Origin of the sequence: Haloglomus litoreum (genome assembly GCF_029338515.1) — an archaeon.
Taxonomy (GTDB): domain Archaea; phylum Halobacteriota; class Halobacteria; order Halobacteriales; family Haloarculaceae; genus Haloglomus; species Haloglomus litoreum.
The window spans coordinates 3032915-3057262 of the sequence record NZ_CP119988.1 but is presented as its reverse complement, the minus strand read 5'-3'; the positions used below and the strand labels follow the sequence as shown (position 1 = coordinate 3057262).

Sequence of the window (24348 nt, the reverse complement as noted above, 5' to 3'; positions counted from 1 at the left end):
CCCCTCGGCCCTCCACCCGACGCACAGCATCAGAGACCGATTGCGACAGGCCTTGCGTGCCCTCCGCCCGTCGACACCGGCCGCTCCCCGAGAACTGCTCGAACGCCCGGTCTTCGGCCTCGTGGTCGTGGCCGTTCTCGGCACCGGATACCTCCAGGGGGCGCTGTCGATGGTCGTCGGGCTGCCGGCCGCCCTCGGCGGCGGGAGCGTCGTCGTGCTGCAGGCGGTGGTCGCTTGCCTGTCCATCGCCGGGCTGTTCACCCTCTCCGCGGTCGTGCTGTTCGGACAGGTCGCCGGTGGCGGTGCGGACCGGCTCCCCACCACGGGGCCGACGGTCACGGCCGTCGTCCCGGTCCACCGTGACGCGGCGGCGCTGCATCGGAGCGTCGAGAGCCTCCTCGGGAGCCGCTACGAGGACCTCCGGGTCGTCATCGTCGCCGAACCGGGTGACGAGGCGTCCATCGAGCGGGCCCGCGAGTACGCGAGCGACAACGACCGCGTCGAACTGCTCATCAACGACCGCTACCCCGGGAGCAAGGCCGGTGCGGTGAACTACGCGGCCGAGGTGACCGAGAGCGAGCACGTCGCGGTCTTCGATGTCGACGAGCGGGTCGACCCCCGGTTCGTCCCGGCGGCCGTTGCGGCGCTGGACGACTGCGATGTCGTTCAGGGGCGGACGATCCCCGAGCCGGACGGCCTGATCGAGACGGTCGCCTACTACGAGTCCGTGGTACTGGGCGATCTCAGCCAGCGGCTCCTCACGGCCATCACGGACTTCACCGTGGCGGCGAGCCGGACGGTCGTCATGCGGCGGGCCGCCTTCGAGACGGTTGGCGGCTACGATCCGGAGATGCTCACCGAGGACTACGCCTTCGCGTTCGCGTGCTACGAGGCCGGTCTCGATGTCGTCGAGCAGTTCCCCTACGCCTCCCTGATCGAGGCCGCCCACAGCCCCATCGACTGGTGGGGCCAGCGGAAGCGGTGGATGACTGGCTACGCCCAGGTCCTCCACGGGCTGGTCGCCGGCTGCACCGCGCCGAAGAACTACCGGACGCTCGTCTCCCCGGTCATCTGCGCGGGCTCCGTCATCGGGAACCTGTTCATGCTGTCGCTGGTCCCGAAGATGGCGGTCCTGGTCGTCAACGGTGTCGCGGCCTGGGTGGTACTCCCGGTCCTGGCACTTGTCGGCGTGGCGCTCGCGATGCGGGCCTATGACGCCCGTGCCGGCCGCCTCGACGGGATCGGCGTCGGCGCCCTCGTGACGCCGGTCGTGCTCCCGCTGTACAGCCTGGCCGGCATCAAGGCCGTCGTGGAGTACCTGCTCGGCTGGGACGGGGCGTGGTACAGCGTCGCCAAAGGGGCCTGAGGCCAGCAGGCTCTCGGCGGAGCCATCGCTCAACTCCGAACGGTGGCGGCGTCCGCGCGGTCCGGAACGATGAACTCGACGGTCGTGCCGTCACCGGTCTCGAACGAGAGCTCGCCGTTCAGCGTCATGACGGCCCACTTGAGCTGCCAGAGCCCCAGTCCGGTGCTGTGCTCGAGCGGTGATTCCGTCCCGGTTTCGAGGGAGTCGAGTTCCCACTCCGGAATCCCTGGCCCATCGTCCGTGACGCTGATCGCGTAGCCGTCGGGTCGTGCCTCGACGACCACGTCGACCGCGCTCTCGGCGTACGCGACCGCGTTGTCGAGGGCGCTCTCGAGCGCACTCTGCAGGGCCAGCCGGTTCGTCACGAGTGTCGCCGACGCTGGGGTGTCGGTCGAGACGGATACGTCGGCCCGGTCCGCACCGACCGTCCCCAGGACGGTGTCGACCAGATCCCCGAGGTCGACCGCCACGTCGTCGGGTGACTCGGAGACGTAGCGGTCGATCCGGTTGGCCCGCTGTCCGAGCGCCGCGATCGCATCGGCCGAGTCGCTGATGGCGTCGACGTGGTCGCTCTCGACCGGCTCCAGGGCCTCGGCGTGGCTCTTCAGGACATCGGTCTCGTTTCGGAGATTGTGCCTGAGGACCCGGTTCAGCACCGCGAGCCGTTGCTCGCGGAGCTCCCGGTCGGTCACGTCGCGGAGGCTCAGCATCGTTCCCAGCCGGGTATCACGGTGGTCACGGACCGCCGTCACCTGTGGGTCGTAGCGGCGGGTCCCGTCGGTCGTCTGGACGGCGACCGTCTCCGAGCGCTGCAGTGTCGCCCGGTCGTGGTCGAGAACCTCCGAGAGTCGGCTCCCGATGGCGTCCGAACGCGCCGTCTCGAGGGTGTCGACAGCGGTCTCGTTGATCCTGACGACACGGCCGTCGCCGTCGGTGACGAACATCAGGTCGTCCGTCTCTCGCGTGAGCGCCCGGTCGCCAAGCGTGCCGACCGAGGGGGTCGCCTCGAACAGGTCGTACCGCAGCAGCGCGGCGCCCAGCGCCAGCGCCGCGACGCCGCCGCCGCCTGCATACGCGCCGGCCTGCGTGGTCGTCGCCGTCTCGGGTGCCATGCCGACCGTGTTCCAGATGACGAGCGTTCCAACCATCGTGACGGCCAGCCCGGCTCCCTGCCCGAGCGGGAGGTACTCGTACGCGTAGCTCTTCTGCAGGAGCAGGTAGGAACCGCCCGCGGCGAGCAGCGTGATGTAGATGAACGCCGCCGATCCGAGGCCGTATAGCAGGGTACTGCTGGAGCCGAACTCGTAGAGCTCGTTCAGAGCGATCTGTCCGATGAAGAGGAGGTGGGGCAGACCGATCAGCAGGATGGTACGACGGCGCAGTCGCGTCCGTGTGCCGGTGTACTGGAGGGCGAACAGGAACCACGGGAGCGTCGAGAGCAGCCAGAGCAGGAGTGGAAGGTTCGTCCACCCCGCCCACAGCGACTGCGCCGACGGCCGGCCGAGGAGCGACGGCACGATGGCGATGGTCCCGGTGATGAGGCAACCGCCGCCGAGAACGGCCGTGAACACGATGAACCACCTCCGTCCCGGTTGTGCCGGTGTCCGGGAGACACGGTACCCGACCCAGCAGACGGTGGCGCCGGCGAGTATCCCGACGAGGAGGAGGCTGTCGGCGGAGGGACCCATCGCCACTGTGTTCCGGCTCACTGGATAAAAAGCCACACAACCGCTCCGAAGCAGTCGACGGTCGCCCGTCTCGGCCCCTGAGACACGCAAGCGGTGCTTTTGCTCCGTCGCTCGGGCGGCTGCATATGCGCCCGTCAGGTCCAGTCCTCTCCCGACTCACGCCGGCGTGGCGGTACGGCCTCGTCGGCGGCCTCGCATCGATCCCTCTCACGACCGGCCTCTACTGGCTGTCGGAGACGGCGAACGAACTGTCGCTCAACATGGTCTTCATCGGTGGCCTCATCGCCGGGTGTCTCGCCGCTGTCCGGTCGGAGCACGTCGGGGCGGTTCCCGTGGGGATCCGTACTGGCGTTGTCGGCTGTCTGCCCGGGATCTGGCTCGTCCTCGATACGTACCTGTTCACCGCCACGGTCGGGGGTCCGGCGTGGTTCCGGACGGTCGGTCTCGGCGTGGTGGTGGTCTCCTGGATCGTGGTCGCAACCCTGATGTCGATCATCGTCGGCGTGCTCGGTGCGAAAGTGGGTGCCTGGCTCGCTACGCAATTGGGTCGGTCAGCATCCGCCGTCGGGAGGTGAGTCCGTCCGCAGATCCGCGGGCGACCGAGACGACTACCACCGGTGCTTCGAACGGGGAGTTGCTCGCGGTACCGCCGGGTGCCGCGGATGGCCGCTGCGGTCGGGTCCCGTGTCGGCGAGCCGCTTGCGGAGGTCCGCCGCCGCCGTTCTTCCCGGCGCGATGAATCGGCGCCCGAGCCGCTGCCCGGGGTCGTGAAGCGGTCGCGGGACGCGTCGAACGAAGAGGGGGAGGGCTGTGGCCCAGCCGCCATGGCGGGACAGCGGAGGGCCGGAGCGGGGATGGGGGGCAGGGTGGTCGTGGTGTGACCGTCCGATGAGGGCCTATCATCGGAACCCGCGCAGGGGGTCGCGGGCAACCGGCAGTTGGTACCGGATGGAAAAATCCCCCCGCCCCGTGTCTCTGGCTCGGAGACACCGCGACCGACCCCATCGCCGACGACTCGCTGCCCGAGTCGGGTCGCGGTTTCCGCGACGGTGCCACGGTCTGGAGGCTGCCACGATGACCGACCTGGCAGGGTCGCACGGGTCTCGAGCGGGGTCGCCTCGACGACCGGGTCGGCGGGGGCGAGTCGACAGTTGGGCTCGGTTCAGGAGGAGCGGGGCGGTTCGAACGGACAGATCGAGTGTCGTCGGAGCGTGTCAGCCGGCGCTCACTCGCAGCCGAACGACTCGGCGATGTCGATACTGGCGTCCTTCGAGAGGTCGCCGTAGATGCTGTGTGTCGCGTTCTCGCAGGGAAGGACGAGTACCGCGGTGGTCGCGCCGCCGTACTCGTACTCGGTGTAATAGCCCGTCTCGTTCCCGATGTCGACCTCCTCGAGGGCCTCGACCTCGCCGAGGTCGTACCCGGTCGCGGGCCGCGTCACGACGCGGAAGGACTCGTCACCCGCCGCATACTGGAGCGAGACCGAATCGCCGTCCGCCCCCGTCGTGACGACTCCCTCCTCGAACGTGTAGGCGTCGGGGATGTCGGGCTCGGGAACCGAACGAGCGGTGTTCTCTCGGAGGGCGGGCAGGGAGTCGTATGTCGAACGGTCCGGTACCGAGTGTTCGCGCCTGTCGGCGTCCTTCGGAACGTCGATCGTGAACCGGTCGTCGGGGATCGGCTCGTTCAGCGTGACGTTCCGAATCCGGATGGTCGTGGTGACCTCGTCGCCGCCAGTCTCGGTCACGGTGGCGATCCTGGTCGGGAAGTAGGTCTCCTGATCGAGCCAGAGTGTAACGTCGATCGAGCCCGACCCGGCCGAGTTCGTCGGCTCCGCGTCCAGCCGGTAGGTGGGCTCGCCGCCGACCCGTTCGCGACCCTCGTAGGTCAGTTCGCTGCCGTTGACGAGGGGCCCGATTAGCGTCTTCGGGGTTGTCTCGCTGGAGCGCTCGATCCGCCTGACCTGGTTGCTCTCGGCGTCGTAGGTCACGATCGCGGTCTCGTTTCGGACCGTCGTCAGGTCCGTCCGGTTGGTCTCGGTCTCGGTCCGAATCCGGTCGTTCTCGCGGTCGACCCACAGCTTCCGTTCCGTGGTCGTCGTCCGGTTGCCGAACCGCATCGTCATCTCGTACCGCATCACGACCGTCTCGAGGGAGACGAGGCGCTGTTCGAACCGCTCGACGATCTCCTCGCCATCGGGAACGGTCGAGTCGTTCACACTGGCGGTCGTCAGCTGTCCGTCGTGTGTGGGCCGGTCGACAGCGGGCGGCTGCTGGGCGACGGTGGCGCTCGCTCCGACACCGGAGAGGAGGACCAGCGTGCCGAGCGCGACCGCTGTCAGGGCCGCACGGGTGGTAGCAGGGACCATTACGGCCGTGGGTTTGCCGGGGAATGACTTGTACCGGGGGACAGGGTTGCTCACTGCGAGACGCGAGTGAAGCTATTCCGACACCACCGCCGGCGGCTCCTGGCGGCAGGGGCAGGACTCTCAGTGAGGGAAGGGCAGGGGACGAGCGTCTCAGACCCGGAGATGCTGCTTCCTCCCTTATCAGTCCGTCCCGTGTACCCCCGATCATGGTCGCGATCGATGCGGAGGCCGTGTCGAAACGCTACGGGACCGAGACGGCGCTGGACCGGGTCGACCTCACCGTCGAGGAGGGGGAGACGTTCGGGTTCCTCGGCCCCAATGGGGCCGGCAAGTCGACGTTCATCAACGTCCTGCTCGATTTCGTCGCCCCGACCGAGGGGGATGTCGAGATCTTCGGCTACGACTGCCAGACGGAGGGCGTCATGGCGCGTGACCGGATCGGCGTCCTCCCGGAGGGGTACTCGGTGTTCGAGCGACTCACCGGTCGACAGCACATCGAGTACGCCATCGAGTCGAAGGGGGTCGACGGCGACCCCAGCGAGGTGCTCGACCGCGTCGGCATCCTGCAGGATGCCGACCGGCAGGCCAGCGACTACTCGAAGGGGATGGCCCAGCGGCTCGTCCTCGGGATGGCGCTGGTGGGCGAGCCGGACCTGCTCGTCCTCGACGAGCCCTCGACGGGCCTGGACCCAAACGGTGCCGCGGAGATGCGTCGCATCCTCCGGGAGGAGAACGAGCGTGGTGCGACCGTGTTCTTCTCCAGCCACATCCTCGAGCAGGTCGAGGCGGTCTGTGACCGTGTCGGCATCCTGCAGGACGGCGAACTGGTGGCGGTCGACACCATCGAGGGGCTCCGCGAGTCCATCGGCGGCGGGACGAAGCTCATCATCACGGTCGACGAGGTCGACGACAGTACGGTCGGCCGGCTCCGAACCGTCGAGGGTGTCGAGACCGCGGTCGTCAACGACGAGGCGACCATCGAGGTGACGTGCACGAACGACGCGAAGATGGACATCCTCGTCGCACTGAACGATGCCGGTGTCGACGTGGTGAACTTCCGCACCGAGGAGGCCTCCCTCGAGGACATGTTCATCGAGTACACGGGGGCCGGCGCATGACCTGGCGGCATATCGCTCGCCGCGACGGCGCCCTGACGGCCCGGACGCGGTCGACCAGGCTCCTGCTCGGCGCGCTGGTCACGGTCGTCGTGCTGGCCGGATACCTCTACCCCATCGCGGGGACGGCCCCGTTCACGACCGCCCGCTTCCCCGGGTTCGTCATCGGCGCGCTCACCACGGTCGTCCCGTTCGTGGGGGTACTGACCAGCTACGGCGCGGTCGTCGGCGACCGGGAATCGGGGGCCATACGGCTCTCGCTGTCGCTCCCGCTCAGCCGGAGCGACCTCGTCCTCGGGAAGACGGTCGGCCGGGCAGGGCTCGTCGTCGGGGCGCTGGTCGGCTCGCTGCTCCTGGCCGGCGCGCTGGTCGTCTACCCGTTCGGCGAACTCGCGCTCGCCCGGTTCCTCGCCTTCCTGGTCGTGGCGGCGCTGTTCGGCCTGGTGTGGAGCGGGCTCGGCATCGCGGTCTCGCTGGCGGCGGCCACCAGGCGGCGGGCGCTCGTCCTCGGGTTCGGCCTGGTCTTCCTGTTCGCCATCGTGTGGGACGCCGCGGCCGAGGCGCTCGCGCTCGGCCTCGAGGCCGCCGGCATCATCGACGGACAGCTCCCCGGTCCCGTCCAGTTCGCCCTCGGGCTCACGCCCGGACGCGTCTTCGAACGGGTCACCGTTGACCTCGTCGTGCCGGGCACCGGCGTGGAGGGTCCCTGGTACCTCGGCGGCTGGGTCGCCCTGGGACTGCTGGTCCTCTGGGCGGCCGTCCCGCTGGGGCTCGCCTACCGTCGGTTCGAGGGGAGTGATCTGGCATGAGTTGGCAGGCCATCGCCCGCAAGGACATCCGCGATGCGGTCCGGTCGCGTGGCGTCCAGGTGCTGTTCCTCCTGCTCGGCGTGCTGTCGGTCGGCTACGCGGTCGCCCACACGTACCTCGGTGAGAATACGTTCCCCGCCTTCCTCGGCGGGCTCACTCGCCTCCTGGCCGTCGCGCTCCCCGTGCTCGCCATCCTCGTCGGCTACAAGTCCGTCAGCCACGAGCGGGCCGGCGGCAGCCTCTTCCTTACCCTCTCGTTCCCACATTCGCGGTGGGACTACCTGGTCGGGAAGGTTGTCGGCCGGTCCGTCGTGCTGCTGGCACCGACGCTCGTGGCCCTCGCCGCCGCAGGTGTCGCCGGTGCGTTCCGGTACGGGACCCAGGGCGTGGTGCTGTATCCGTGGTTCCTGGTCGCGACCGGGCTGTACGGGCTAGCGTTCGTCGGCCTGGCCGTCGGGCTGTCGATGTCGACGACCGTCGACCGGCGGATTACCCTCGGCGCCTTCGGTGGCTACGTCGCGTTCGTGACGTTCTGGGACGGCGTCCACTCGCTGACGATGCTGGTCCTCCACCGGTTCGACGGTGGCGTGCTGTCCAATCTGCCGGACTGGGCGCTGCTCTTCCGGCTCCTCGGCCCGGCAGAGTCGTATCGGCGCCTCGTCCGGGCGGGGTTCGATGTCGACCTCGCGAGCCTTTACGTCGGCGACGGAACGCCAGTCTACGTGGACTGGTGGATGGGGGTCTTCCTCCTAGCCGTGTGGTTCGTGGCTCCGCTCGTACTCGGCTATCGCCGGTTCGACGCCGCAGACCTGTAGTCGTGTCACGGCCCCGATGTCGTCGCGAGCCTGGCCGTGGGCGGGGCTGTCGGCCGTGTCGCCCTCAGTCGTCTGCCGCGACGCCCTCGTAGCCGTACCCGTGCTCGGGCGCCGTCTCCCCGAGCGAGTCGCCGAGGCGGTCGACCAGCGGTTCGCACGTCGTTTCGCTCACCTCGAGGTAGCGCTCGCCCAGCTCCTCGGTCGCGTCGGCGGTCCGCTCGACGGCCTCGCTGACGGTGCTGGCCGCCCGGTCGTCCACGTCGGCCAGCGTCTCGAAGGTCCGCCCGACACCGTCGTACAGCGTGTCCAGCGAGGCCTCGTCGGAGGGGTGGGCCTCCTCGATCTGGTCGACCGCCCGGACGGCAGCGTAGTGCGATGAGAGGCGCGTCCGGCGGCTGAACTGCTCCAGGCTCTCCAGCCCCTCGAGGACGTCCTCGGCGATCTGTCGCTGGACACCGAGCCCGCCACGGACGAGGGAGCGCTGCATCGAGAGCACCGGCCCGAACAGCCCGCCCCGGTCCACGTCATCCGATACCATACAGCCACCTAAAACAGGACCGTATTGTATAAGGGTTTCCACCGTGTCGGACGCGGGGCGGACGACGGAACGTTGTTAACCGGCGGGCGGCGTCGGGGAGTGAACGGAAACCGGGAGCGATGCGCAGGTCCGGTGGCCCGCCCGACGGGGCGGGCTCGCCCACGTGGGACGCCGGTCCCGGTCGCGACGGTCACGCCACGCCCAGTCCGGGCGTGAGCAGCCGGCGCGTCAGTCGCTCCGAGAGCGTGGCGGCCGTCTCGACCGTGGTGGCGGCCGTCTCCGTGGCCCGGTCGTCGAGGTCGGTGAGAACCTCGAAGGTCCGCCCGACGCCGTCGTACAGCGGGTCCGTCGGGGGTTCCTCGTCCGGGTGGGCCGTCTCCACCTGATCGACCGCCCGGACGGCGGCGTAGTGCGAGGAGAGCCGGAGCCGCCGGCGGTGGTCCTCGGCCCGGTCGACCTCCTCCAGAAGCGAGTCCGCGACGCTGCGCTGCAGTTTTACCCCGTCACGCACCGCCGCCCGGCGGAGCGCACAGACCGGGCCCAGCGGCCCACCGACACCGCCCTCGTCGCTCGTCGACATGTCCACGGGCAGCGGACGGAAACTGAAAACCCTTTCTTTGTTGTTACGGCGTCACACGGTGGTCCCGAGACGGCGGCCCCCGGCCAGCGGGCCGGGATGGCGGGCCGCTACTCCTCCCAGGCGAAGCGGCCGTTCCGCTGGATCACCTCGCCGTCGACCGTCAGCGAGGCCTCCTCGCTCACGTCCGTGATGAGGTCGACGTGGACCGCCGAGTCGTTGCCCGCCTCGCCCTCGGGGAGACAGGAGTCGTACGCCCGGCCGACCGCGAGGTGGACGGTGTCGCCCATCTTCTCGTCGAAGAGGATGCTGTCGGTGAAGCGGTCGATGCCGCGGTTCATGCCGATGCCGAGTTCGCCCAGCCGCCGGGCGCCCTCGTCGGTCGTGAGGATGTCCTCGAGTGCGTCCTCGCCCTGCTCGGCGCTCCAGTCGACCACCTCGCCGCCCTCGAAGGAGAGGGTGACATCCCGGACGCGCTGGCCCTGCAGCGTCATCGGGACGTCGAAGTACACCTCGCCCTCGGTGTCGTAGGGTGCGGTGAACACCTCGCCGGAGGGGAGGTTGTGCGAATCGTAGGCGACGGATGCGGCGGAGTTGACCGCCGTGCGGCCGGCGATGGACATCGTCAGGTCCGTCTCGACGGGCCCGCCCGCCTTCTGCAGCCGGACGGTGTCGCCGTCGTCGAGTATCTCCTTCAGCTGGGCCATCTCCTCGGCCAGCGCCTCCCAGTCCCGGAGGATGGCGTCGTAGACGAAGTCCCGGTAGGCCTCGTAGCTCATGCCGGCGGCCTGGGCCATCGACCGCGTCGGGTGGACGGTACTGACCCAGTCGGTATCCATGTGGGCCTCGCGGATTCCCGTCCGGGCCCGCGAGAGCGCCTGGGACCGCTCGCCGGGTACGTCGGCGGTCGCGGACGCGTTCCAGCCGGCCCGGAGCGACAGCACCGAATCGGCGTTCTCGTAGAGCGCCAGCTCGTGGGCGGGGTCGGGCTCGAACTCGCCCTCGTGGGCCCGCATGTACGCCCGATGCACCTCGCCGGAGGTGTACGTGCTCACGAGGTTCGCCTCCCGCTCGCCGAGTTCGGCGGCGACGGCGACGGCCAGTTCGTGGGCTCCCTCGCCGACCTGCAGGATGACGTCGTCGCCCGGCTCGATGCGGGCACTCCACTCCACAAGCGTCTGGGCGTGCTCGCGTACGCGGTCGTCCATACGGAGCCGCTCGGCCGGCACCGGCAAAAGGCCCCCGGGGTCGGGGGCGGACGCCCCGGGACCCGCCAGGTGGGACTCGTCGGGAGACTTTTGCCCTCTCCCGGCCTCCCCCGCCGTATGAAGGTACTGCTGGGCGTCGGCGGGAGCGACGACTCCCTCCGGGCGCTGTCACGCGCGCTGGAGCGCGCACGCGAGGCCGGCGACGACCTCACCATCGCCGTCCTCGACAACCCCGAGAGCCCCCGGGCCATCGACGAGGTCGAGCAGGCGGTCCGCGACCGGCTGGCCGACTCGGGTATCGACGCCACCGTCCGCCGGCTGGAGGGCGACCCCGGCAGCCAGCTGGTCGACGTGGCCGAGCGCGAAGGGTTCGAGCGCATCGTCCTCGGCGGCGGCGAGACCAGCCCGCTCGGGAAGATCCGCCTCGGAAGCATCGCCGAGTTCGTGGTCCTGAACGCCAGCGTCACCGTCACCCTCGTCAGATGACCCGGGACTACCCCGACACGGTCGCCGGCCCGTACGAGCCGCCACCGCGGTCGTTCACCGACCGGGCCGGCCGCGACCTCGTCGTCCGGGTCTACGGCGAGGGTCCCGACGACGACTTCGAGGCGCTGGTGGAGATGTACGAGGGGTACGACCCCGAGGACCGCGCCCAGGGCATCCCGCCGGCCGACGAGGAGCGCATCCGGAGCTGGCTCGACAGCATCACCGCCGAGGACTGCCACAACGTCGTCGCGTGGCACGACGACTGGCCGGCCGGTCACGCCACGCTCGTCCCGGACCGTCACGGCGCCTCCGAACTCGCCATCTTCGTCGACGGCGACTACCAGAACGCCGGCATCGGCACCCAGCTCATCGAGAGCCTGCTCGGCCACGGTCGCGACCAGGGCATCCAGAAGGTCTGGCTCACCGTCGAGCGCTGGAACGAGCCCGCCATCATGCTCTACCGGAAGGTCGGCTTCGAGCGGACCGGCGACGGCAACTTCGAGCTGGAGATGACCGCGCGGCTCACCGAGGACGCGTAGCCCGACAGCCGTGTCGGCTGCCCCCGCGGCGTCGGCCGGCGACCCCGCGGAGCGAGGTGCCCAGCGTCCCTCACGGGCCTCGGTCGCACTGCTCGTCCTCGGGGGGCTCGCGTACGGCTGCCTGCTGTTCGCCTGGTTCTCGCTGCCCGCCTACCTCGCCACCATCCGCACGGACCTCGCGCTCTCGGCGACCGAGGCGGGCGTCCTCGCGGGCGCGGTCCCGCTGACGTACGTCCCCGTCGGGCTGTTCAGCGGCGCCCTCACCGACCGACTCGGCGGCGAGCGTGCCGTCGGTGCCGGGGTCACGCTGGTCGGTGTCGCGCACGTCGCCCGGAGCGTGGCGCCGGACTTCCCGACGATGCTGGCGGCGACGCTCCTCCTCGGCGTCGGCGGTACGGGCATCACCTTCGGGCTCCCGAAGCTGGTGGCCGACCGGTTCCCCGAGCGGCTGGTGGGTCGGGCGTCGGCGGTCTACCTCGTCGGGTCGACGCTCGGAACCGCCGCCGCGTTCGGGCTCGGGCGGCCCACCATCGGCCCGGCGCTGGGTGGCTGGCGGCCCTTCTTCGGCGCTGCCGGGGTGGTCGTCGTGGGGTTCGCGGCGTGCTGGTGGGTCGCGCTCGCGCTGGCCGAACGGCGAGCGCCGGTCCCGGACCGCTCGGCGAGCGAGTCCTCGCTCGCGGCGCTCCGGGCGGTCGCCCGGACCCCGGCGGTCGCGCTCCTCGTGGCCGTCGGCTTCGTCTACCTGTTCGTCGTCCACGGCCTGCAGGGCTGGCTGACGGCGGTGCTGGAGGCCCGCGGCGCGTCGCCCACCCTCGCCGCCCGCGTGACGACGCTCCTCGTCGTCGCGCAGCTCGTCGGAACCGTGGCGCTGGCACCGCTCGCCGAGCGCGCGGGCCGACGGCGGGCGGCCGTCCCGGTCGCGGGGCTCGTCCTCGCCGGCGGGACCGCCGGCGTGGCCGTCGCGGTCGACCCGCTCGTGGCCGCGGCCCTGGTCGCCGGTGTCGGTCTCGGTCTCGGGACCATCTCGCCGCTCCTCCGGGCGCTCCCGGTCGAGCTGGAGGGTGTCGGCGCCGAGCGCACCGGGACTGCCGTGGGCCTCGTCTTCGCCGTCGGCGAGATCGGCGGCTTCGCCGGGCCGGCACTCGTCGGCGCGCTGCGCGACGCGACTGGCTCGTTCGTCCCCGGACTGGGACTGCTCGCGACGGCCGGCCTCCTGGCGGTCGTCGCCGGACTCGGGCTGGTCCGAGGGGAATGAGCCGATTCGTTCCCTAGTGCCTATGTAAGCGAATAAAAACTGGATTGTTTCTATTATTGGATATTTTATTATTGTATAGCGACATTTGATGGATTCAGCAGACCCTCCCGACTGTTCGAACCGGGCACCGAAAGGGAAAGGGCGGCAGAGTGGTGACGGCAGCGCCGGTGGGTGGTGACAGGGTGGTGGTGGTGTTGGTGGTGGTGGCAACCACCCACCGCATGGCAACGATACGCATACTCACAACTAACGGTTCTGCCGGGTACGTACTGGGGTTTATTACACGGGGGCGAGGGTCGCAGCCCCCGGCGAGCGTCCCTGTGGACGTCCGCCCTATCGGTCGGTCCGGCCCTCGACGGGCGGGTGTCCGTGTGCGACGACCTCGCTGGACTCGCGGTGGTCGTCGGCGTACGTCGTGTAGGCGTCGCCGGCGTACGCCCACGGCGACTCCTCGACCTCCTTCTTCACCTCGGCGGGTTGGCCGACGGCGAGCGTCTTCGCCGGGATGTCGGTGCCCTCCGTGACGAGCGCGCAGGCCCCGACCATCGCCTCCTCGCCGACGGTGCAGTCGTCGAGGACGACCGCGCTCATCCCGACCAGGGAGCGCTCCGCCGTGACCGCGCCGTGGACGATGGCAGAGTGGCCCACGGTGGCGTACGGGCCGATCTCGGCGCCCTCGTGCAGGACGGCGTTGTCCTGGACGTTCGCGCCCTCGCGGAGGACGATGGCGCCGTGGTCGCCCCGGAGCGTGGTGTTCGGCCAGACGCTGGCGTCGGCCTCCAGCGTCACGTCGCCGATGACCTCGGCCGCGGGGTGGACGAACGCGTCCTCGTGGATGGTCGGTTCCGTGCCCTCGAACGAGCGGATTGCCATGCCACGGGCGTCGGCCCCGGGGGCCAAAGGCCCGTCGGGCGACCGGGGCGCCGCGCCGCCCCCGCGCCGGGGCTCACTCCCGGTCGAACGGCCGCCTGTCGGGCCCGTCGATCTCGATATCGGCGACGGCGTCGGCGACCTCGCGCTGTTTGGCGCCCTGGGTCTCCTCGGGCACGAGTTCGGGATAGGCGATGGCGTCGCGGACGCTCGCGTCGTCGAGGTCGCCGAACACCTCGCTCACGCTCCGGGTCGCGTCCTCGAACGAGGCGTGGAGGTCACCGAGCGTGCTCATCTCGGCCAGCGAGACAGGGGCGTACAGCCCCGCGAGGTCCACCGCGAATCCGCGGCCGTCGTCGACGCCGATGCGGTCGTCGAAGCCGTCGGCCAGGGCCGCCTGCACGTCCGGCCCGTCCTCGGGGTCGAGCGCCAGCAGGTCGCCGGCCGGCCCCCAGCGGTTCTCGCGTGCGGTCGCCATCACGAGCCGGCTCGCCGGCGACGCCTCGGCGTCGGGCTCGTGGACCGGGTCCGAGAGGGCGTCGGCGAGCGCTGCGAGTTCGGCCGCCATCGCGGCCTCGTCGACGAACCCCTCCGCAACCAGTTCGGCCAGGCTGTCCGAGAACGACAGCGTCTCCGGGATGAGGTCCGCGACGTTCGCCAGCGGGACCCGGCGGTGGTGGCCGGCCTCCTCGATTGCCGGGTCGGCCAGCCGCTCGCGCAGGTCGTCACGCCGGCGGGTGATCTCGCGGCGTGACTCGCGGATGCTGTCGCGCTCGCGCCGGGCGGCGTCGCGCTCGCGCTCGAGTTCGGCCCGGCGTTCGCGGAGCCGTGTCCGTGCCTCGTCGGCCCGCTCGCGCGCGGCCTCGCGGACGGCGGTGAGGGTGGCGAACGCGTCGGCCAGGTCCGACAGCTCGGCCGCACGCCCGTTGGCGGCCTCGGCCTGCTTGCCGAGCCGTCGACTGGCGATGGGGTTCAGCCGGTCGTCGGCCGCCGCGGCGAGCGATCCGGCCGCGTTCGACAGCGCCGGCTCGACCACCTCGCGCCAGGCCCGCAACGGCTCGGACGGCAGCCCCTCCTCGCCACGCTCCGCGAGCACCGCGTCGACGGCGTCACCGTACTCGGTGGCCGTCTCGCGGAGCGTCGACCGGAACGGGTGGGTGTCGACGACCTCGTCCAGCCGGTCGGCGAGGTCCTGGCCGAGGACGAGCGCCACGACCGGCCGCGTCGGCGCCCGCTTCGGGACCGCGCGCCCCACCTCGCTCACGACGCTGTCGATGTGGGTGTCGATATCGACCCCGCCGCTCGCGAGGGCGTCGATGTCGGCATCGGCGGCGCGGCGCCGCGGGTAGTGGAAGACGGTGTCCTCGACGCCCTCCGGGACGCGGTCCCGGTCCAGGTCCGCCTCGAGGACCGTCGAGAGCCAGTCGATGTCGTCCTCGAGGCCCTCGATGCGGTCCTCCAGGTCCTCGAGCTGGTCGGTGGCCGCGCGGCGGTCGGCCCGGATGTCGAACAGCCGGTCGAGGTCGGCCGCCGGGAGCGTCACCCGGCCGGCGGTGGCGGCATAGATGGGCGGCCCGGGGTCCTGCCCGAACGTCGCGTTGTCGAACGCCAGGTCCGGGCGGCCGTCCGTGAGCGCGTGCCCGACCACCGTGGTCGCGGCGGCGCGCTCGACCGGGGCCACGCGCCCCTCGTCGTCGATGGTCGCGAGGAAGAGCCCGGCCAGCGGCGGCTCCGACAGCCTGATCGCCGACCGCCCGAGGACGGCCTCGGCCAGCGGCAGTTCGAACTCCAGCGGGTACACGCGGTCGTCGCTGGGCAGGAGCGCCCCCAGTTCACGCAGCGTGACGTAGGCGTTGCGCGCGTGGATGGCCGTCGTCGCATCGGAGCCGCTGCTGGGCAGGCTCCCGAAGACGTACGTGGAGACGGGTGGCTGCACCTCCGTCGCGATGTCGGCGACGAGGGCCGCCAGCAGCGGGAGGCTCCCGCTGCCGATACCGCCCCCGAGTCCGGCGAGCAGCCAGACGTCGAGCCCGTCGTCGGCGTCCTCGAGTGCCGCGCAGTCCTCGATGGCCGCCTCGAGCGCCGTGCGGGCGACATCGAGGTTGCCGCCGGATTCGAGCGTGAGTCGGCCCAGCGCTCGGCGTCGGCGCAGCCCCGCCCCTGGTTCTGTCGTCGAGGGCGCGGCCGGCAGATACGGGCGCTCCGCGTTCGCGTCGGGCGGCCCGAGCGGCACACGCTCGGCCACGTCCGGGGCCGCCGTCTCCAGGTCCGTCTCGTCGGTGTCGATGGCGAGGAACGCGAACCGCTCCGGGTCGATGTCCGGGTCACCGGTCCAGTCGGACCCGCTCCCGTCGGCGACCGCCCCCACGCGGTCGGCGACCGCTCGCAGCATCCGTGCCCCGCCGGCCCCGACGCCGACCACGACTGTCGGCCTGTTCATGCGTCGAGATGTGTGTATGGGGTCTTAAAACCGTCCCGGCCACCGCGGCCCGCGGTCGCCGCGTGGACACCGGTGCCGGCAGTTCTCCACCCGTGGATGTCCCGTCCCGGTCAGTCCCGGTTGTGTGCGTGGCCGGCACTCAGCGCGATGAGGTGGAGGACGACCAGCGCACCCAGCAGGGCGGCGTCACGTTCGCTCGAGAGGCCGGTGAGCAGGAGCGGGACGTAGCAGAGCGGCAGGGCCACGGCGGTCCAGAAGCCGACGGTCTCGACCGCAGCGACGGCGGGCACCCCCAGCCGTGCGAGTCGCGCGAGCGTCCCCGTGGGGCCGTCCCCGGACCGCTCGGGGAGGCCGCGGCGGAGCGCGCGTCGGGGGTTCCAGCGCATGTGTGCTAACTGGTGCCAATCCTATATCAACCTTCTCCAGAAACTCACCCAATTGCAACCAGTCTCTCCCCGGACCACGCCCTGATCTCCCGGACAGCGCGTGGGCCCGGCCGGACTCCGATGGGTGATGGGAGGCCGACTGGAGTCCCGGGGGCGACGGTGACCTCTCCGGTTCGCGACCGGGGGTCAGGGCCGGTCGACCAGCCGGCGGCCGGGGCCGGCGTGGAGGACCCGGCGCCGTCCGGCGACCAGGCCCGCCCCGAAGCCGACGGCGTGGGCCACCAGCGCCACGTTCGGCGCCGCCGTCACCAGCACGACGGCGCTCACGAGGGCGGCGCCGGCGACCAGCAGGAGCGTCCGGTCCGGGCTGAACCGCCGGAGCGCGGCGTGGACGACGGCGTTGCCGGTGACCGCGTAGCCCACGAGCGCGAAGACGGCGCCGCTCGCACCCAGCACGGCCGTCGGCTGCCCGACCAGCCCGTCGACCAGCACCTGCACGACCGCCGAGAGCGTGCCCGTCAGGAGGAAGAACGCGTGGAACCGGAAGCGCGTGCTCGTCCGCTCGACGGCCAGCCCGATGGCCGCCAGCGCCACCGCGTTCCCCAGCAGGTGCGGGACCGACGCGTGCGCGTAGACGTTGGTGACGAGCGCCCACGGCGGGTCGAGCAGCGGCGGCGCCAGCGCGAACACGAACCCGCGGACGCCGACCACGCCCGCGGCGGTCTGGACGAGGAACACCGTCGCCATCGCCGCCAGCGTCTCGACCGTCGGGCTCTCGCGGAACGCCACGCCGGAACTCGGCGCGGCCCGCGCAAAAGCCCGTCGGGCGGATGTCCGTCGGGTCGGCCCCGGTCCATGCCTCCGGTGGGTTTAGGCCGCCCCCGGCGGACCGCCCGGGCATGGACCTGCTCATCTACGGCGCCTACGGGTACACGGGTGACCTCATCGCCCGCCAGGCGGCCGCGGCGGGTGAGGAGCCGACGCTGGCCGGCCGCGACCGGGCGAAGACCCAGCACCTGGCGGCCGAACTCGACCTCCCGCACCGCGCCTTCGACCTCGACGCGGACGACGCGGCCGCGGAACTGGACGCGGCCGACGTCGACGCGGTGCTGCACTGCGCCGGCCCGTTCGTCGAGACGCATCGCCCGATGGTGGAGGCCTGCATCGAGACGGGGACCCACTACCTCGACATCACCGGGGAGATCGAGGTGTTCGAGTCCCTCGCGGCCCGTGACGACGAGGCGACGGACGCGGGCGTCCAGGTGATGCCCGGCGTCGGCTTCGACGTGGTGCCGACGGACTGTCTGGCCGCGCACCTCGCCGAGCGGCTCCCGGACGCGACCGACCTCCGGCTGGGCTTCCAGGCCGAGGGCGGCCTCTCGCCGGGGACGGCCGCGACCGCCGTGAACTCGATGGGCGAGGGCGGTGCGGTCCGGCGCGACGGCCGCATCCAGTCGGTCGGGTCGGCCCACGAGACTCGCCGCATCGACTTCGGCCGCGGGAAGACCGGCGCCGTCACCATCCCCTGGGGCGACGTCTCGACCGCGTACCACACCACCGGCATCGGGAACGTCACCGTCTACACCGCGGTCCCGGGCATCGCACGGCTCATGATGCGGTCCTCGGACCTGTTCGCGCCGGTCTTCGACCTGCCGGGCGTGACCGATACGCTGCAGGACCTGGTCCACGCCACGGTCGAGGGGCCGGACGAGGCCACCCGCGAGCACACGAACTGCTACGTCTGGGGCGAGGCCTCGAACGACGAGCAGCGCGTCGTCTCGCGGCTCGTCACGCCGAACACCTACACGCTGACCGTGGACGCGGCGCTGCTCATCGCGCGGAAGGTGCTCGACGGGGAGTGGGAGGCCGGCTTCGGGACGCCCGGCGGGGTCTACGGGCCCGACCTCGTGCTGGAGATCGACGGCGTCGAACGGACCGACGAGAAGCCAGTCCGCATCGTCGGGGCGTAGCGGCCGGCCATCCGACGCTCGGCCGCCGGCTGGACCACCGATCGTCGCCCCGTCAGGTTCCAGTGGGCACCCACAAGGCTGCGTTTCGCGCACGAACGGTCGGATTACCGGATGTGGCCGAACGGACCCGCGTGACGGCGATCAGAGCGGAGCCCCGATCCCGGTGCACCACCACGCGCTCGTCGCGCGAACCGGCACGACCGCCCCCGGAGAAATCCCAACCTTTCGGACGAATCGTCCCGAATAACAACGGTGTCACGGGTGCTACCGGTCGGGTGCGTCTCCCACGCCCCTGGCGGCGTGGGACACGTACGACTCACAAGGAACCATGGACCGAACAACCGACGGAGCGTCCCCCGGACGGCGGACGCTCCTGAAGGCGATAGGTGCAACGACAGCGATCCCGCTCGTCGGCGGCGCCGGCGCAGCGGCTCAACAGGGCGGCGGCGATGGGAGAGGCGGCGATGGGAGGGGCGATGGCGATAGGGGCCGCGACGGTGACCGCAACCGCTGCCGGCAGCAGGGCTGCATCCACCCGTTCTCCGGGTTCACCGTCCTCCCGGGGGAGTACGGTGGGATCGAGCGGCCGGTGTCGGCGGACTACACCGTGGAGACGCACGTGGAACTGGCAGACGCGGAGGCTCCGTGTGGCGGGTTCATGTTCGACCCCGCCGGCCTCGCCGTCCGGCCGGGGGAGACGGTGCTGTTCGAAGGTGTGGACAACCTGGCGAACGGGCGCATCGCCGGCGACCACACCGTGACGGCCTACGCCGAGGCCTTCGACCGGCAGCGGCGCATCCCCGAGGCCGCCACACCGTTCTCGTCGCCGATGATCGGCCCCGAGGTCTCGTGGCTGTACCGGTTCGAGGAACCAGGCGTGTACGACATCTACTGTGGCCCCCACGAGGAGCTGGGGATGGTCATGCGGGTGGTCGTCGGCGACGAGACGGCGACCGACTTCGGCGAGACGGCGATGCCGAGCGAGGAGAACCCGGACCCGACACCCATCGGGCCGTTCGGCGCCGCGAACACCGTGTTCGCCAATCTCGACCCCGAGGCCATCGTGGAGAACGGTGCCATCCCGTGGAGCGACGACCTCTGCTCGTCGCCCTCGTGAGACGCGTCCCCGATCGAACGCTCCCCTCGCGCGCTCGCCGTGGCAGTCGGCCCGTGCGCGAAGGGTGACACGGCGGGCTGCCACCGCCCGTCCACGGGTCGCCGTCCACGACCTCCCGGGGGAGCCAGCGACGGCGAGCAAGAACGAGCAAGTGTCTTCTCTGGTAGGTCGTGTGCGGTAATCGGTGCGGGATCCCTGTGGTGGCGTTCTCTACATCCCTTTCGCCATCAACCGGCTCCGGATGGTGTCGGCGTCCTTGTTGCCCGCCCCGGCGCCCAGCAGGACGATGGTGTCGTCCTCGCCGAACGTCTCGTCCTGCGACAGCTCCCACGCGCCGGCGGCGGCAGCCGCGCTCGCGACGCTCGCCTCGAGCCCCTCGTGGAGCGCGATGGTCGCGGCCGTGTCCATGATGTCCTGGTCGTCGGCCGCGACGGCACCGCCGCCGGTGTCGCGCAGGGCGTCCAGCACGAGGTCGCTCCGCGCGGGCTCGGGAATCTCCAGGTCGCCGCAGATGGTGTCCGGGTACTCCACCGGCTCGGCCTCGTCGCGGCCCTCGTCGAACGCCTCGACGATGGGGGCGCAGCCGTCGGACTGGGCGGCGTACAGTGGCGGCACGTCGTCGACCAGCCCGAGGTCCCGGCACTCGCGGGCGGCCTTGTGGACGCCGACGAGACCGACACCCTCGCCCGTCGGGCAGACGACGGCGTCGGGCAGCTCCCACTCGAGCTGTTCGAGGAGTTCGTAGTAGACGGTCTTGCGCCCCTCGTGTCGATAGGGCGTGACGAACCGCTGGAGCGCGTAGTAGTCGTCACGCTCGGCCTGGACGTCCTCGTAGGCCTCGATGGCGTCGTCGATGCGCCCCTCGACGACGTACATGTCGCCGCCGTGGACGTTGATCATGGCCTTGTTGACGAACGAGGCGCGCGAGGGGACGAAGGTGTGCGAGTCCATGCCGCCGCGGGCGGCGTACGCGGCGACCGCCTGGCCGTCGTTGCCGGGCGAGGCCATCGCCACGTCGGTCGCGCCGTGCTGTGCGGCCGCCGACACCGCGACGGCGGCGCCGCGGTCGGCGGCCACGCCCGTCGGGTTCCGGCCCTCGTCCTTGACGAGCACGCGTCCGACGCCCAGTTCCTCGGCCAGCCGGGGTGCCTCGACGAGCGGCGTGCCCCCCTCGTCCATCGTGACGGCCGCCTCGCGCGGGAACGGCAGGACGGCCTCGTAGCGCCAGATACCGGCGCGGCCGGCGCGGATGGGGTCGCGCGCGAAGGAGTTGCGTGTCAGGTCCAGCGCGTCGTAGTCGTAGGTCGGGTCGAGGACGCCGCCGCAGTCGGGACACCGCCCCGGCTCGTCGGCGGCGTCGAACGAGGCCCCGCAGTCCAGACACTCCAGCCCGGTGAACGCGTCCGTCGTCTCCATGGCCGGGAGTTGGGGCGTGCGTGGCCAAAGGGCTGTCTTTCGCGGCCAGGGGTGGTCACGGGGACCAGCGGACGAGCGAGCGGGCGAGGAGCAGGCCGCCCGCGCCGACCAGGACCTTGGGGACGTGGATGACCGGGGAGCAGGGGCCCCAGGGGCCGTCGCAGCCCGCAGCCGTGAGTCCGCCGTAGACACCGACGAGCCCGAGGCCACCGACGAGAAGCGCGACGAGGCCGCTCCCGAGCGCCACGACGGTCGCAAGGCGTCCGAACACGCGGGTCGCTCGTCGGGGCCCGACTGTAGTCCTTCTCCTCCCGAGCCGGCGACGACAGCGGTTTAGTCCCCGCCGCGAGAACCGCCGGGCATGACAGATGTCGCCGTCGTCGGTGGAGGGCTCGCCGGACTCGTGGCCGCCCGTCGACTCGCGGAGGCCGGCGCCCGCGTCGAACTGTTCGAGCGCCGCGACGAGTTCGGCGGCCGCGTCCGCTCGACCCACGACGGGCGCTACACCTTCGACCGCGGGTTCCAGGTGCTGTTCACCGGCTACCCGGCCGCCCGACGCGAACTCGACCTGGACCGGCTGGACCTGCGGGAGTTCCCGCCCGGCGCGGTCATCTGCCGGCCGGGCCACCGCTCGACGCTGTCGGACCCGCTCCGGGACCTCGGCGCGCTCGTCCCGACGCTCCTCAACCGGGACGTCCGCACCGCGGACAAACTGCGACTGTTCCGGCTGCAGCGCGAGCTGAAGGGGAAGTCCGAGCGCGAGATCTTCGCCGGGGAGGACCGGTCGATCCGGTCGTTCCTCGCCGACTACGGCTTCTCGACGGCGCTCGTCGAGCACTTCGCGGAGCCGTTCTACGGCGGCATCACGCTCGACCGCTCGCTCGGATCCTCGGCGGCGGTCTTCCAGTACACGTTCAAGTGCCTCTCGGAGGGCGCCATCGCCGTCCCGGCGGCCGGGATGGGCGCCATCCCCGAGCAACTCGCCACGCGGGCCGAGCGCGCCGACGTCACGCTCCACACCGGGGAGACGGTCACGTCGGTCGAGCCCGACGGGGACGACGCCCGGACGGACGGGGTGGCGCTCACGCTGGAGGGCGTGACCGGGACCCGCCGCTTCGACGCCTGCGTGGTCGCGACGAACCCGAGGGCCGCCACGGAGCTGACGGGGGTCGCCACGCCCGACGAGGCCCGCGGCTGCACGACGGGCTACTACTCGCTCCCGGCGCACAAGGACCTCCGGACGGGCGGGCGCATCCTGCTGAACGCGGCCGACGACCGGCCGAACGAGGTCGTCCCGCTCTCCGCGGTGGCGCCGGAGTACGCCCCCGATGACCGCCAGTTGCTGAGCGCGACCTGGCTGGACGTCGAGGACGCTGACGACGACGCCCTGACCGCCGAGGTGCGCGAGGCGCTGGCCGACTGGTACCCCGAGCACCGCTTCGACGACATCGAACACGAGCACACCGACCGCGTCGCGTTCGCGCAGTTCGCCCAGCCGCCGGGCTTCCGCGACGACCTGCCCGGCGTCGGCGAGCCCGCCGGTCCCGTGTATCTGGCGGGCGACTACACCTCGTGGTCCTCCATCCACGCGGCGCTCGACTCGGGCGGCCGAGCGGCCCGCGCGGTGCTGGACGAGCAGGGGATCTGAACGGTCCCGCCGGCGCTGCCGGGCGGCGGCTACAGCATCTCCCGGAACCGCCCCAGCGGCGGGAACGCCAGCGTCTCGTCGGCGCGCTCGTCCCGGACCGTCGGTCGAAGGAGGTCCGCGTCCGTGACGAGTGGCGACATGAAATCGGCCGTCCCCATCCCGTTGACGGGCGCCCCCGCCGCCAGCCGCGTGAACGAGGGGAGCATCAGCAGGTCCGCACCCCGGTAGCACTCGCGGCCGTGGAGGTAGCAGGCGCGGCGCTGTCCCTCGATCTCGATGGTCGGGTGGTCGTGGCCGACGACGTACAGGTCCGCGTCCATTCCGGCCGGGTCCTCGTGTCCGTGGCAGACCACCACCTCGCGGTCGCCGTCGGCGAGCGTGTACGCGTCGACGGTGGGGCCGTCCCACAGGTCGGCGAGCATCGTGTCGTGGTTGCCGGGCGTGACGACCACGTGGGCGTCGGCCGCCTCGGCAGCCGTCCGGAGGTCGCCCAGCGACTCGCGGACGCCACGCGGGACGCCCTCGAACGAGTGGAGGAGGTCGCCCGCGACGACGAGTTCGGCGGGCTCGAACCGTTCGAGCAGCACCCCGACCCGCTCGACGATGTCGGTGTCCTCCCCCATGCGGAGCTGGACGTTCGAGGCCTCGTCGCGGCCGAGGTGGGTGTCCGCGAGGACGAGTGCGTCGGCGCGCTCGAGGTGGACCGCGCGGTCGCGGAGGGTGACTCCCTCGATGGAGGCGCCGCGCGAGGACATGGCTGGGCGTAGCGGTGCGGCGGCGAAAAGGGTCCCGGCTGCGGCCGTGTCGGCGGCGGCGTCAGACCGCGAGGTCGCTCTTCTCGCTGAGGACCGTGACGGCCTCGGCGTCGACGTTCTCGACCTCCATGTGCATCGGGATGAAATCGCGGGTGTCGAACGTCTCGCGCTCGTCCTCGGTCCCGACGGTGCACCAGAGCTGGACGCGGTCGGGGCCGTGCCAGTCGCCCTGGCGGGCGATCGCGAAGCAGACGAGTTCCTCGCCGTCGACCTCGATGACGGCGTCCTTGCGGATGCCGGGGTCCCCGTGGATGATGAGCCGCTTCATGCGTCCACGTTGCGAGCATCGGTGGTTAAGCGTGTCGAAGCACCGGGCGTTCCGACGGCGGGTGCTCGCCGCGGCGTCTGCGGCGGAACCGAACCCGTTTTACCGTCCGACGCGCTACCGCCGACAACCTATGGAGATGCCACGCCGGTTCAACACGTACTGCCCGCACTGCAACGCCCACCACCAGCACGAGGTGGAGAAGGTCCGGACCGGCCGGTCCTCGGGCACGAAGTGGGACGCTCGCCGTACCCGCCGGGGCAAGAGCGTCATCGGGAACGCCGGGCGCTTCTCGAAGGTGCCCGGTGGCGACAAGCCCACCAAGAAGACCGACCTGCGCTACCGCTGCTCGGACTGTGGGAAGGCCCACCTCCGCGAGGGATGGCGTGCCGGCAAGCTGGAGCTGACCGAATAATGGCTGGGGACTTCATCTCGGTCCAGTGTCCGGACTGCGAGAACGAACAGACCGTCTTCGGGAAGGCCTCCACCGAGGTCGCGTGTGCCGTCTGCGGCCACGTCCTCGCCCGGCCCACGGGCGGCCTCGCCGACGTCGAGGCGGAGGTCCTCGAGGTCGTCGAGTCCCGCTCGGCCTGAACGACCGGCACCCATCTCTCACGGACTCTCCTGGATCGACCGCACGACGAGCGCTCGGTCCGC

26 protein-coding genes are annotated in these 24348 nt (G+C 71.4%); 13 read left to right on the top strand and 13 right to left on the bottom strand.

Features of this window, described 5'->3' with window-relative positions; translation table 11 throughout:
• Nucleotides 1–52 precede the first annotated feature (52 nt).
• Nucleotides 53–1366, top strand: a complete 1314-nt coding sequence (locus tag P2T62_RS15290) for a glycosyltransferase family 2 protein (RefSeq protein WP_276257935.1) — start codon at nt 53–55, stop codon at nt 1364–1366.
• 29 nt (nt 1367–1395) lie between these two features.
• On the opposite strand, the gene P2T62_RS15285 is transcribed toward P2T62_RS15290, so the two are convergent.
• Nucleotides 1396–3054: a sensor histidine kinase gene (locus P2T62_RS15285; protein ID WP_276257934.1), complete on the bottom strand. Its 1659-nt coding sequence runs from the start codon at nt 3052–3054 to the stop codon at nt 1396–1398.
• A 125-nt stretch (nt 3055–3179) separates the two neighbouring features.
• On the opposite strand from P2T62_RS15285, the gene P2T62_RS15280 reads away from it, so the two are divergent.
• The gene (locus tag P2T62_RS15280; protein WP_276257933.1) at nt 3180–3629 is read left to right on the top strand and encodes a DUF5518 domain-containing protein; all 450 of its coding nucleotides are present in this window, start codon (nt 3180–3182) and stop codon (nt 3627–3629) included.
• A 650-nt stretch (nt 3630–4279) separates the two neighbouring features.
• On the opposite strand, the gene P2T62_RS15275 is transcribed toward P2T62_RS15280, so the two are convergent.
• Complete coding sequence (locus P2T62_RS15275) at nt 4280–5422, bottom strand: DUF2092 domain-containing protein (RefSeq protein ID WP_276257932.1); 1143 nt, start codon at nt 5420–5422, stop codon at nt 4280–4282.
• A gap of 206 nt (nt 5423–5628) precedes the next feature.
• Here P2T62_RS15275 and P2T62_RS15270 point away from each other — a divergent pair, with 206 nt between their 5' ends.
• Genes P2T62_RS15270 through P2T62_RS15260 form a run of 3 tightly spaced genes read left to right on the top strand, consistent with a single transcriptional unit; the run spans nt 5629 to nt 8161 of the window.
• Nucleotides 5629–6540, top strand: a complete 912-nt coding sequence (locus tag P2T62_RS15270; protein WP_276257931.1) for an ABC transporter ATP-binding protein — start codon at nt 5629–5631, stop codon at nt 6538–6540.
• Nucleotides 6537–7346, top strand: a complete 810-nt coding sequence (locus tag P2T62_RS15265; RefSeq protein WP_276257930.1) for an ABC transporter permease subunit — start codon at nt 6537–6539, stop codon at nt 7344–7346. Before P2T62_RS15270 ends, P2T62_RS15265 begins: the two co-directional genes overlap by 4 nt.
• Nucleotides 7343–8161: an ABC transporter permease subunit gene (locus tag P2T62_RS15260; protein ID WP_276257929.1), complete on the top strand. Its 819-nt coding sequence runs from the start codon at nt 7343–7345 to the stop codon at nt 8159–8161. Before P2T62_RS15265 ends, P2T62_RS15260 begins: the two co-directional genes overlap by 4 nt.
• Nucleotides 8162–8225: 64 nt before the next feature.
• Here P2T62_RS15260 and P2T62_RS15255 read toward each other — a convergent pair whose 3' ends face one another.
• The 3 genes from P2T62_RS15255 to P2T62_RS15245 form a co-directional block, all read right to left on the bottom strand.
• Complete coding sequence (locus tag P2T62_RS15255) at nt 8226–8699, bottom strand: hypothetical protein (RefSeq protein WP_276257928.1); 474 nt, start codon at nt 8697–8699, stop codon at nt 8226–8228.
• Between the two features lie 190 nt (nt 8700–8889).
• Nucleotides 8890–9279, bottom strand: coding sequence for a hypothetical protein (locus P2T62_RS15250; RefSeq protein WP_276257927.1), 390 nt, complete (start codon nt 9277–9279; stop codon nt 8890–8892).
• Nucleotides 9280–9386: 107 nt separating this feature from the next.
• A complete protein-coding gene (locus tag P2T62_RS15245; RefSeq protein WP_276257926.1) occupies nt 9387–10484 on the bottom strand; it encodes an aminopeptidase in 1098 nt (365 codons plus the stop codon).
• Nucleotides 10485–10601: 117 nt separating this feature from the next.
• Here P2T62_RS15245 and P2T62_RS15240 point away from each other — a divergent pair, with 117 nt between their 5' ends.
• Genes P2T62_RS15240 through P2T62_RS15230 form a run of 3 tightly spaced genes read left to right on the top strand, consistent with a single transcriptional unit; the run spans nt 10602 to nt 12764 of the window.
• A complete protein-coding gene (locus P2T62_RS15240; protein WP_276257925.1) occupies nt 10602–10970 on the top strand; it encodes a universal stress protein in 369 nt (122 codons plus the stop codon).
• Nucleotides 10967–11509 carry a GNAT family N-acetyltransferase gene (locus P2T62_RS15235; protein WP_276257924.1) on the top strand — a complete coding sequence of 181 codons (543 nt, stop codon included), beginning with the start codon at nt 10967–10969 and terminating at the stop codon, nt 11507–11509. Before P2T62_RS15240 ends, P2T62_RS15235 begins: the two co-directional genes overlap by 4 nt.
• A 10-nt stretch (nt 11510–11519) precedes the next feature.
• On the top strand, nt 11520–12764 hold the full coding sequence (locus P2T62_RS15230) for an MFS transporter (protein WP_276257923.1): 1245 nt from the start codon (nt 11520–11522) through the stop codon (nt 12762–12764).
• Between the two features lie 333 nt (nt 12765–13097).
• On the opposite strand, the gene P2T62_RS15225 is transcribed toward P2T62_RS15230, so the two are convergent.
• The 4 genes from P2T62_RS15225 to P2T62_RS15210 all read right to left on the bottom strand — a co-directional run bounded on the left by P2T62_RS15225 (nt 13098) and on the right by P2T62_RS15210 (nt 17249).
• Entirely contained in the window at nt 13098–13637 is a 540-nt protein-coding gene (locus P2T62_RS15225; RefSeq protein ID WP_276257922.1) for a gamma carbonic anhydrase family protein, read from the bottom strand.
• A gap of 73 nt (nt 13638–13710) precedes the next feature.
• Nucleotides 13711–16074, bottom strand: coding sequence for a tubulin-like doman-containing protein (locus P2T62_RS15220; RefSeq protein WP_276257921.1), 2364 nt, complete (start codon nt 16072–16074; stop codon nt 13711–13713).
• A 110-nt stretch (nt 16075–16184) separates the two neighbouring features.
• Nucleotides 16185–16460: a DUF8028 family protein gene (locus tag P2T62_RS15215; protein WP_276257920.1), complete on the bottom strand. Its 276-nt coding sequence runs from the start codon at nt 16458–16460 to the stop codon at nt 16185–16187.
• A 186-nt stretch (nt 16461–16646) separates the two neighbouring features.
• Nucleotides 16647–17249: a rhomboid family intramembrane serine protease gene (locus P2T62_RS15210; RefSeq protein WP_276257919.1), complete on the bottom strand. Its 603-nt coding sequence runs from the start codon at nt 17247–17249 to the stop codon at nt 16647–16649.
• A 110-nt stretch (nt 17250–17359) separates the two neighbouring features.
• Between P2T62_RS15210 and P2T62_RS15205 the strand changes: the two genes are divergently transcribed.
• The gene (locus P2T62_RS15205; protein ID WP_276257918.1) at nt 17360–18430 is read left to right on the top strand and encodes a saccharopine dehydrogenase family protein; all 1071 of its coding nucleotides are present in this window, start codon (nt 17360–17362) and stop codon (nt 18428–18430) included.
• A 328-nt stretch (nt 18431–18758) separates the two neighbouring features.
• Nucleotides 18759–19547 (top strand): cupredoxin domain-containing protein, encoded by a 789-nt coding sequence (locus P2T62_RS15200; protein WP_276257917.1) that lies wholly within the window; start codon nt 18759–18761, stop codon nt 19545–19547.
• Between the two features lie 210 nt (nt 19548–19757).
• On the opposite strand, the gene P2T62_RS15195 is transcribed toward P2T62_RS15200, so the two are convergent.
• Nucleotides 19758–20963 carry a threonine synthase gene (locus tag P2T62_RS15195; RefSeq protein ID WP_276257916.1) on the bottom strand — a complete coding sequence of 402 codons (1206 nt, stop codon included), beginning with the start codon at nt 20961–20963 and terminating at the stop codon, nt 19758–19760.
• Nucleotides 20964–21018: 55 nt separating this feature from the next.
• Complete coding sequence (locus tag P2T62_RS15190) at nt 21019–21234, bottom strand: hypothetical protein (protein WP_276257915.1); 216 nt, start codon at nt 21232–21234, stop codon at nt 21019–21021.
• Between the two features lie 90 nt (nt 21235–21324).
• Between P2T62_RS15190 and P2T62_RS15185 the strand changes: the two genes are divergently transcribed.
• Nucleotides 21325–22611 (top strand): NAD(P)/FAD-dependent oxidoreductase, encoded by a 1287-nt coding sequence (locus P2T62_RS15185; protein WP_276257914.1) that lies wholly within the window; start codon nt 21325–21327, stop codon nt 22609–22611.
• 29 nt (nt 22612–22640) lie between these two features.
• Here the strand turns inward: P2T62_RS15185 and P2T62_RS15180 are convergent, their stop codons facing one another.
• The gene (locus tag P2T62_RS15180; RefSeq protein ID WP_276257913.1) at nt 22641–23366 is read right to left on the bottom strand and encodes a metallophosphoesterase; all 726 of its coding nucleotides are present in this window, start codon (nt 23364–23366) and stop codon (nt 22641–22643) included.
• 61 nt (nt 23367–23427) lie between these two features.
• Entirely contained in the window at nt 23428–23694 is a 267-nt protein-coding gene (locus P2T62_RS15175; protein WP_276257912.1) for an HAH_0734 family protein, read from the bottom strand.
• A gap of 130 nt (nt 23695–23824) precedes the next feature.
• Here P2T62_RS15175 and P2T62_RS15170 point away from each other — a divergent pair, with 130 nt between their 5' ends.
• Together P2T62_RS15170 and P2T62_RS15165 are read left to right on the top strand one after the other, a co-directional pair.
• Nucleotides 23825–24106: a 50S ribosomal protein L44e gene (locus P2T62_RS15170; protein WP_254831658.1), complete on the top strand. Its 282-nt coding sequence runs from the start codon at nt 23825–23827 to the stop codon at nt 24104–24106.
• Nucleotides 24106–24285, top strand: coding sequence for a 30S ribosomal protein S27e (locus P2T62_RS15165; protein WP_276257911.1), 180 nt, complete (start codon nt 24106–24108; stop codon nt 24283–24285). The genes P2T62_RS15170 and P2T62_RS15165 overlap by 1 nt, the downstream gene beginning before the upstream one ends.
• The last annotated feature ends 63 nt before the right edge of the window (nt 24286–24348 follow it).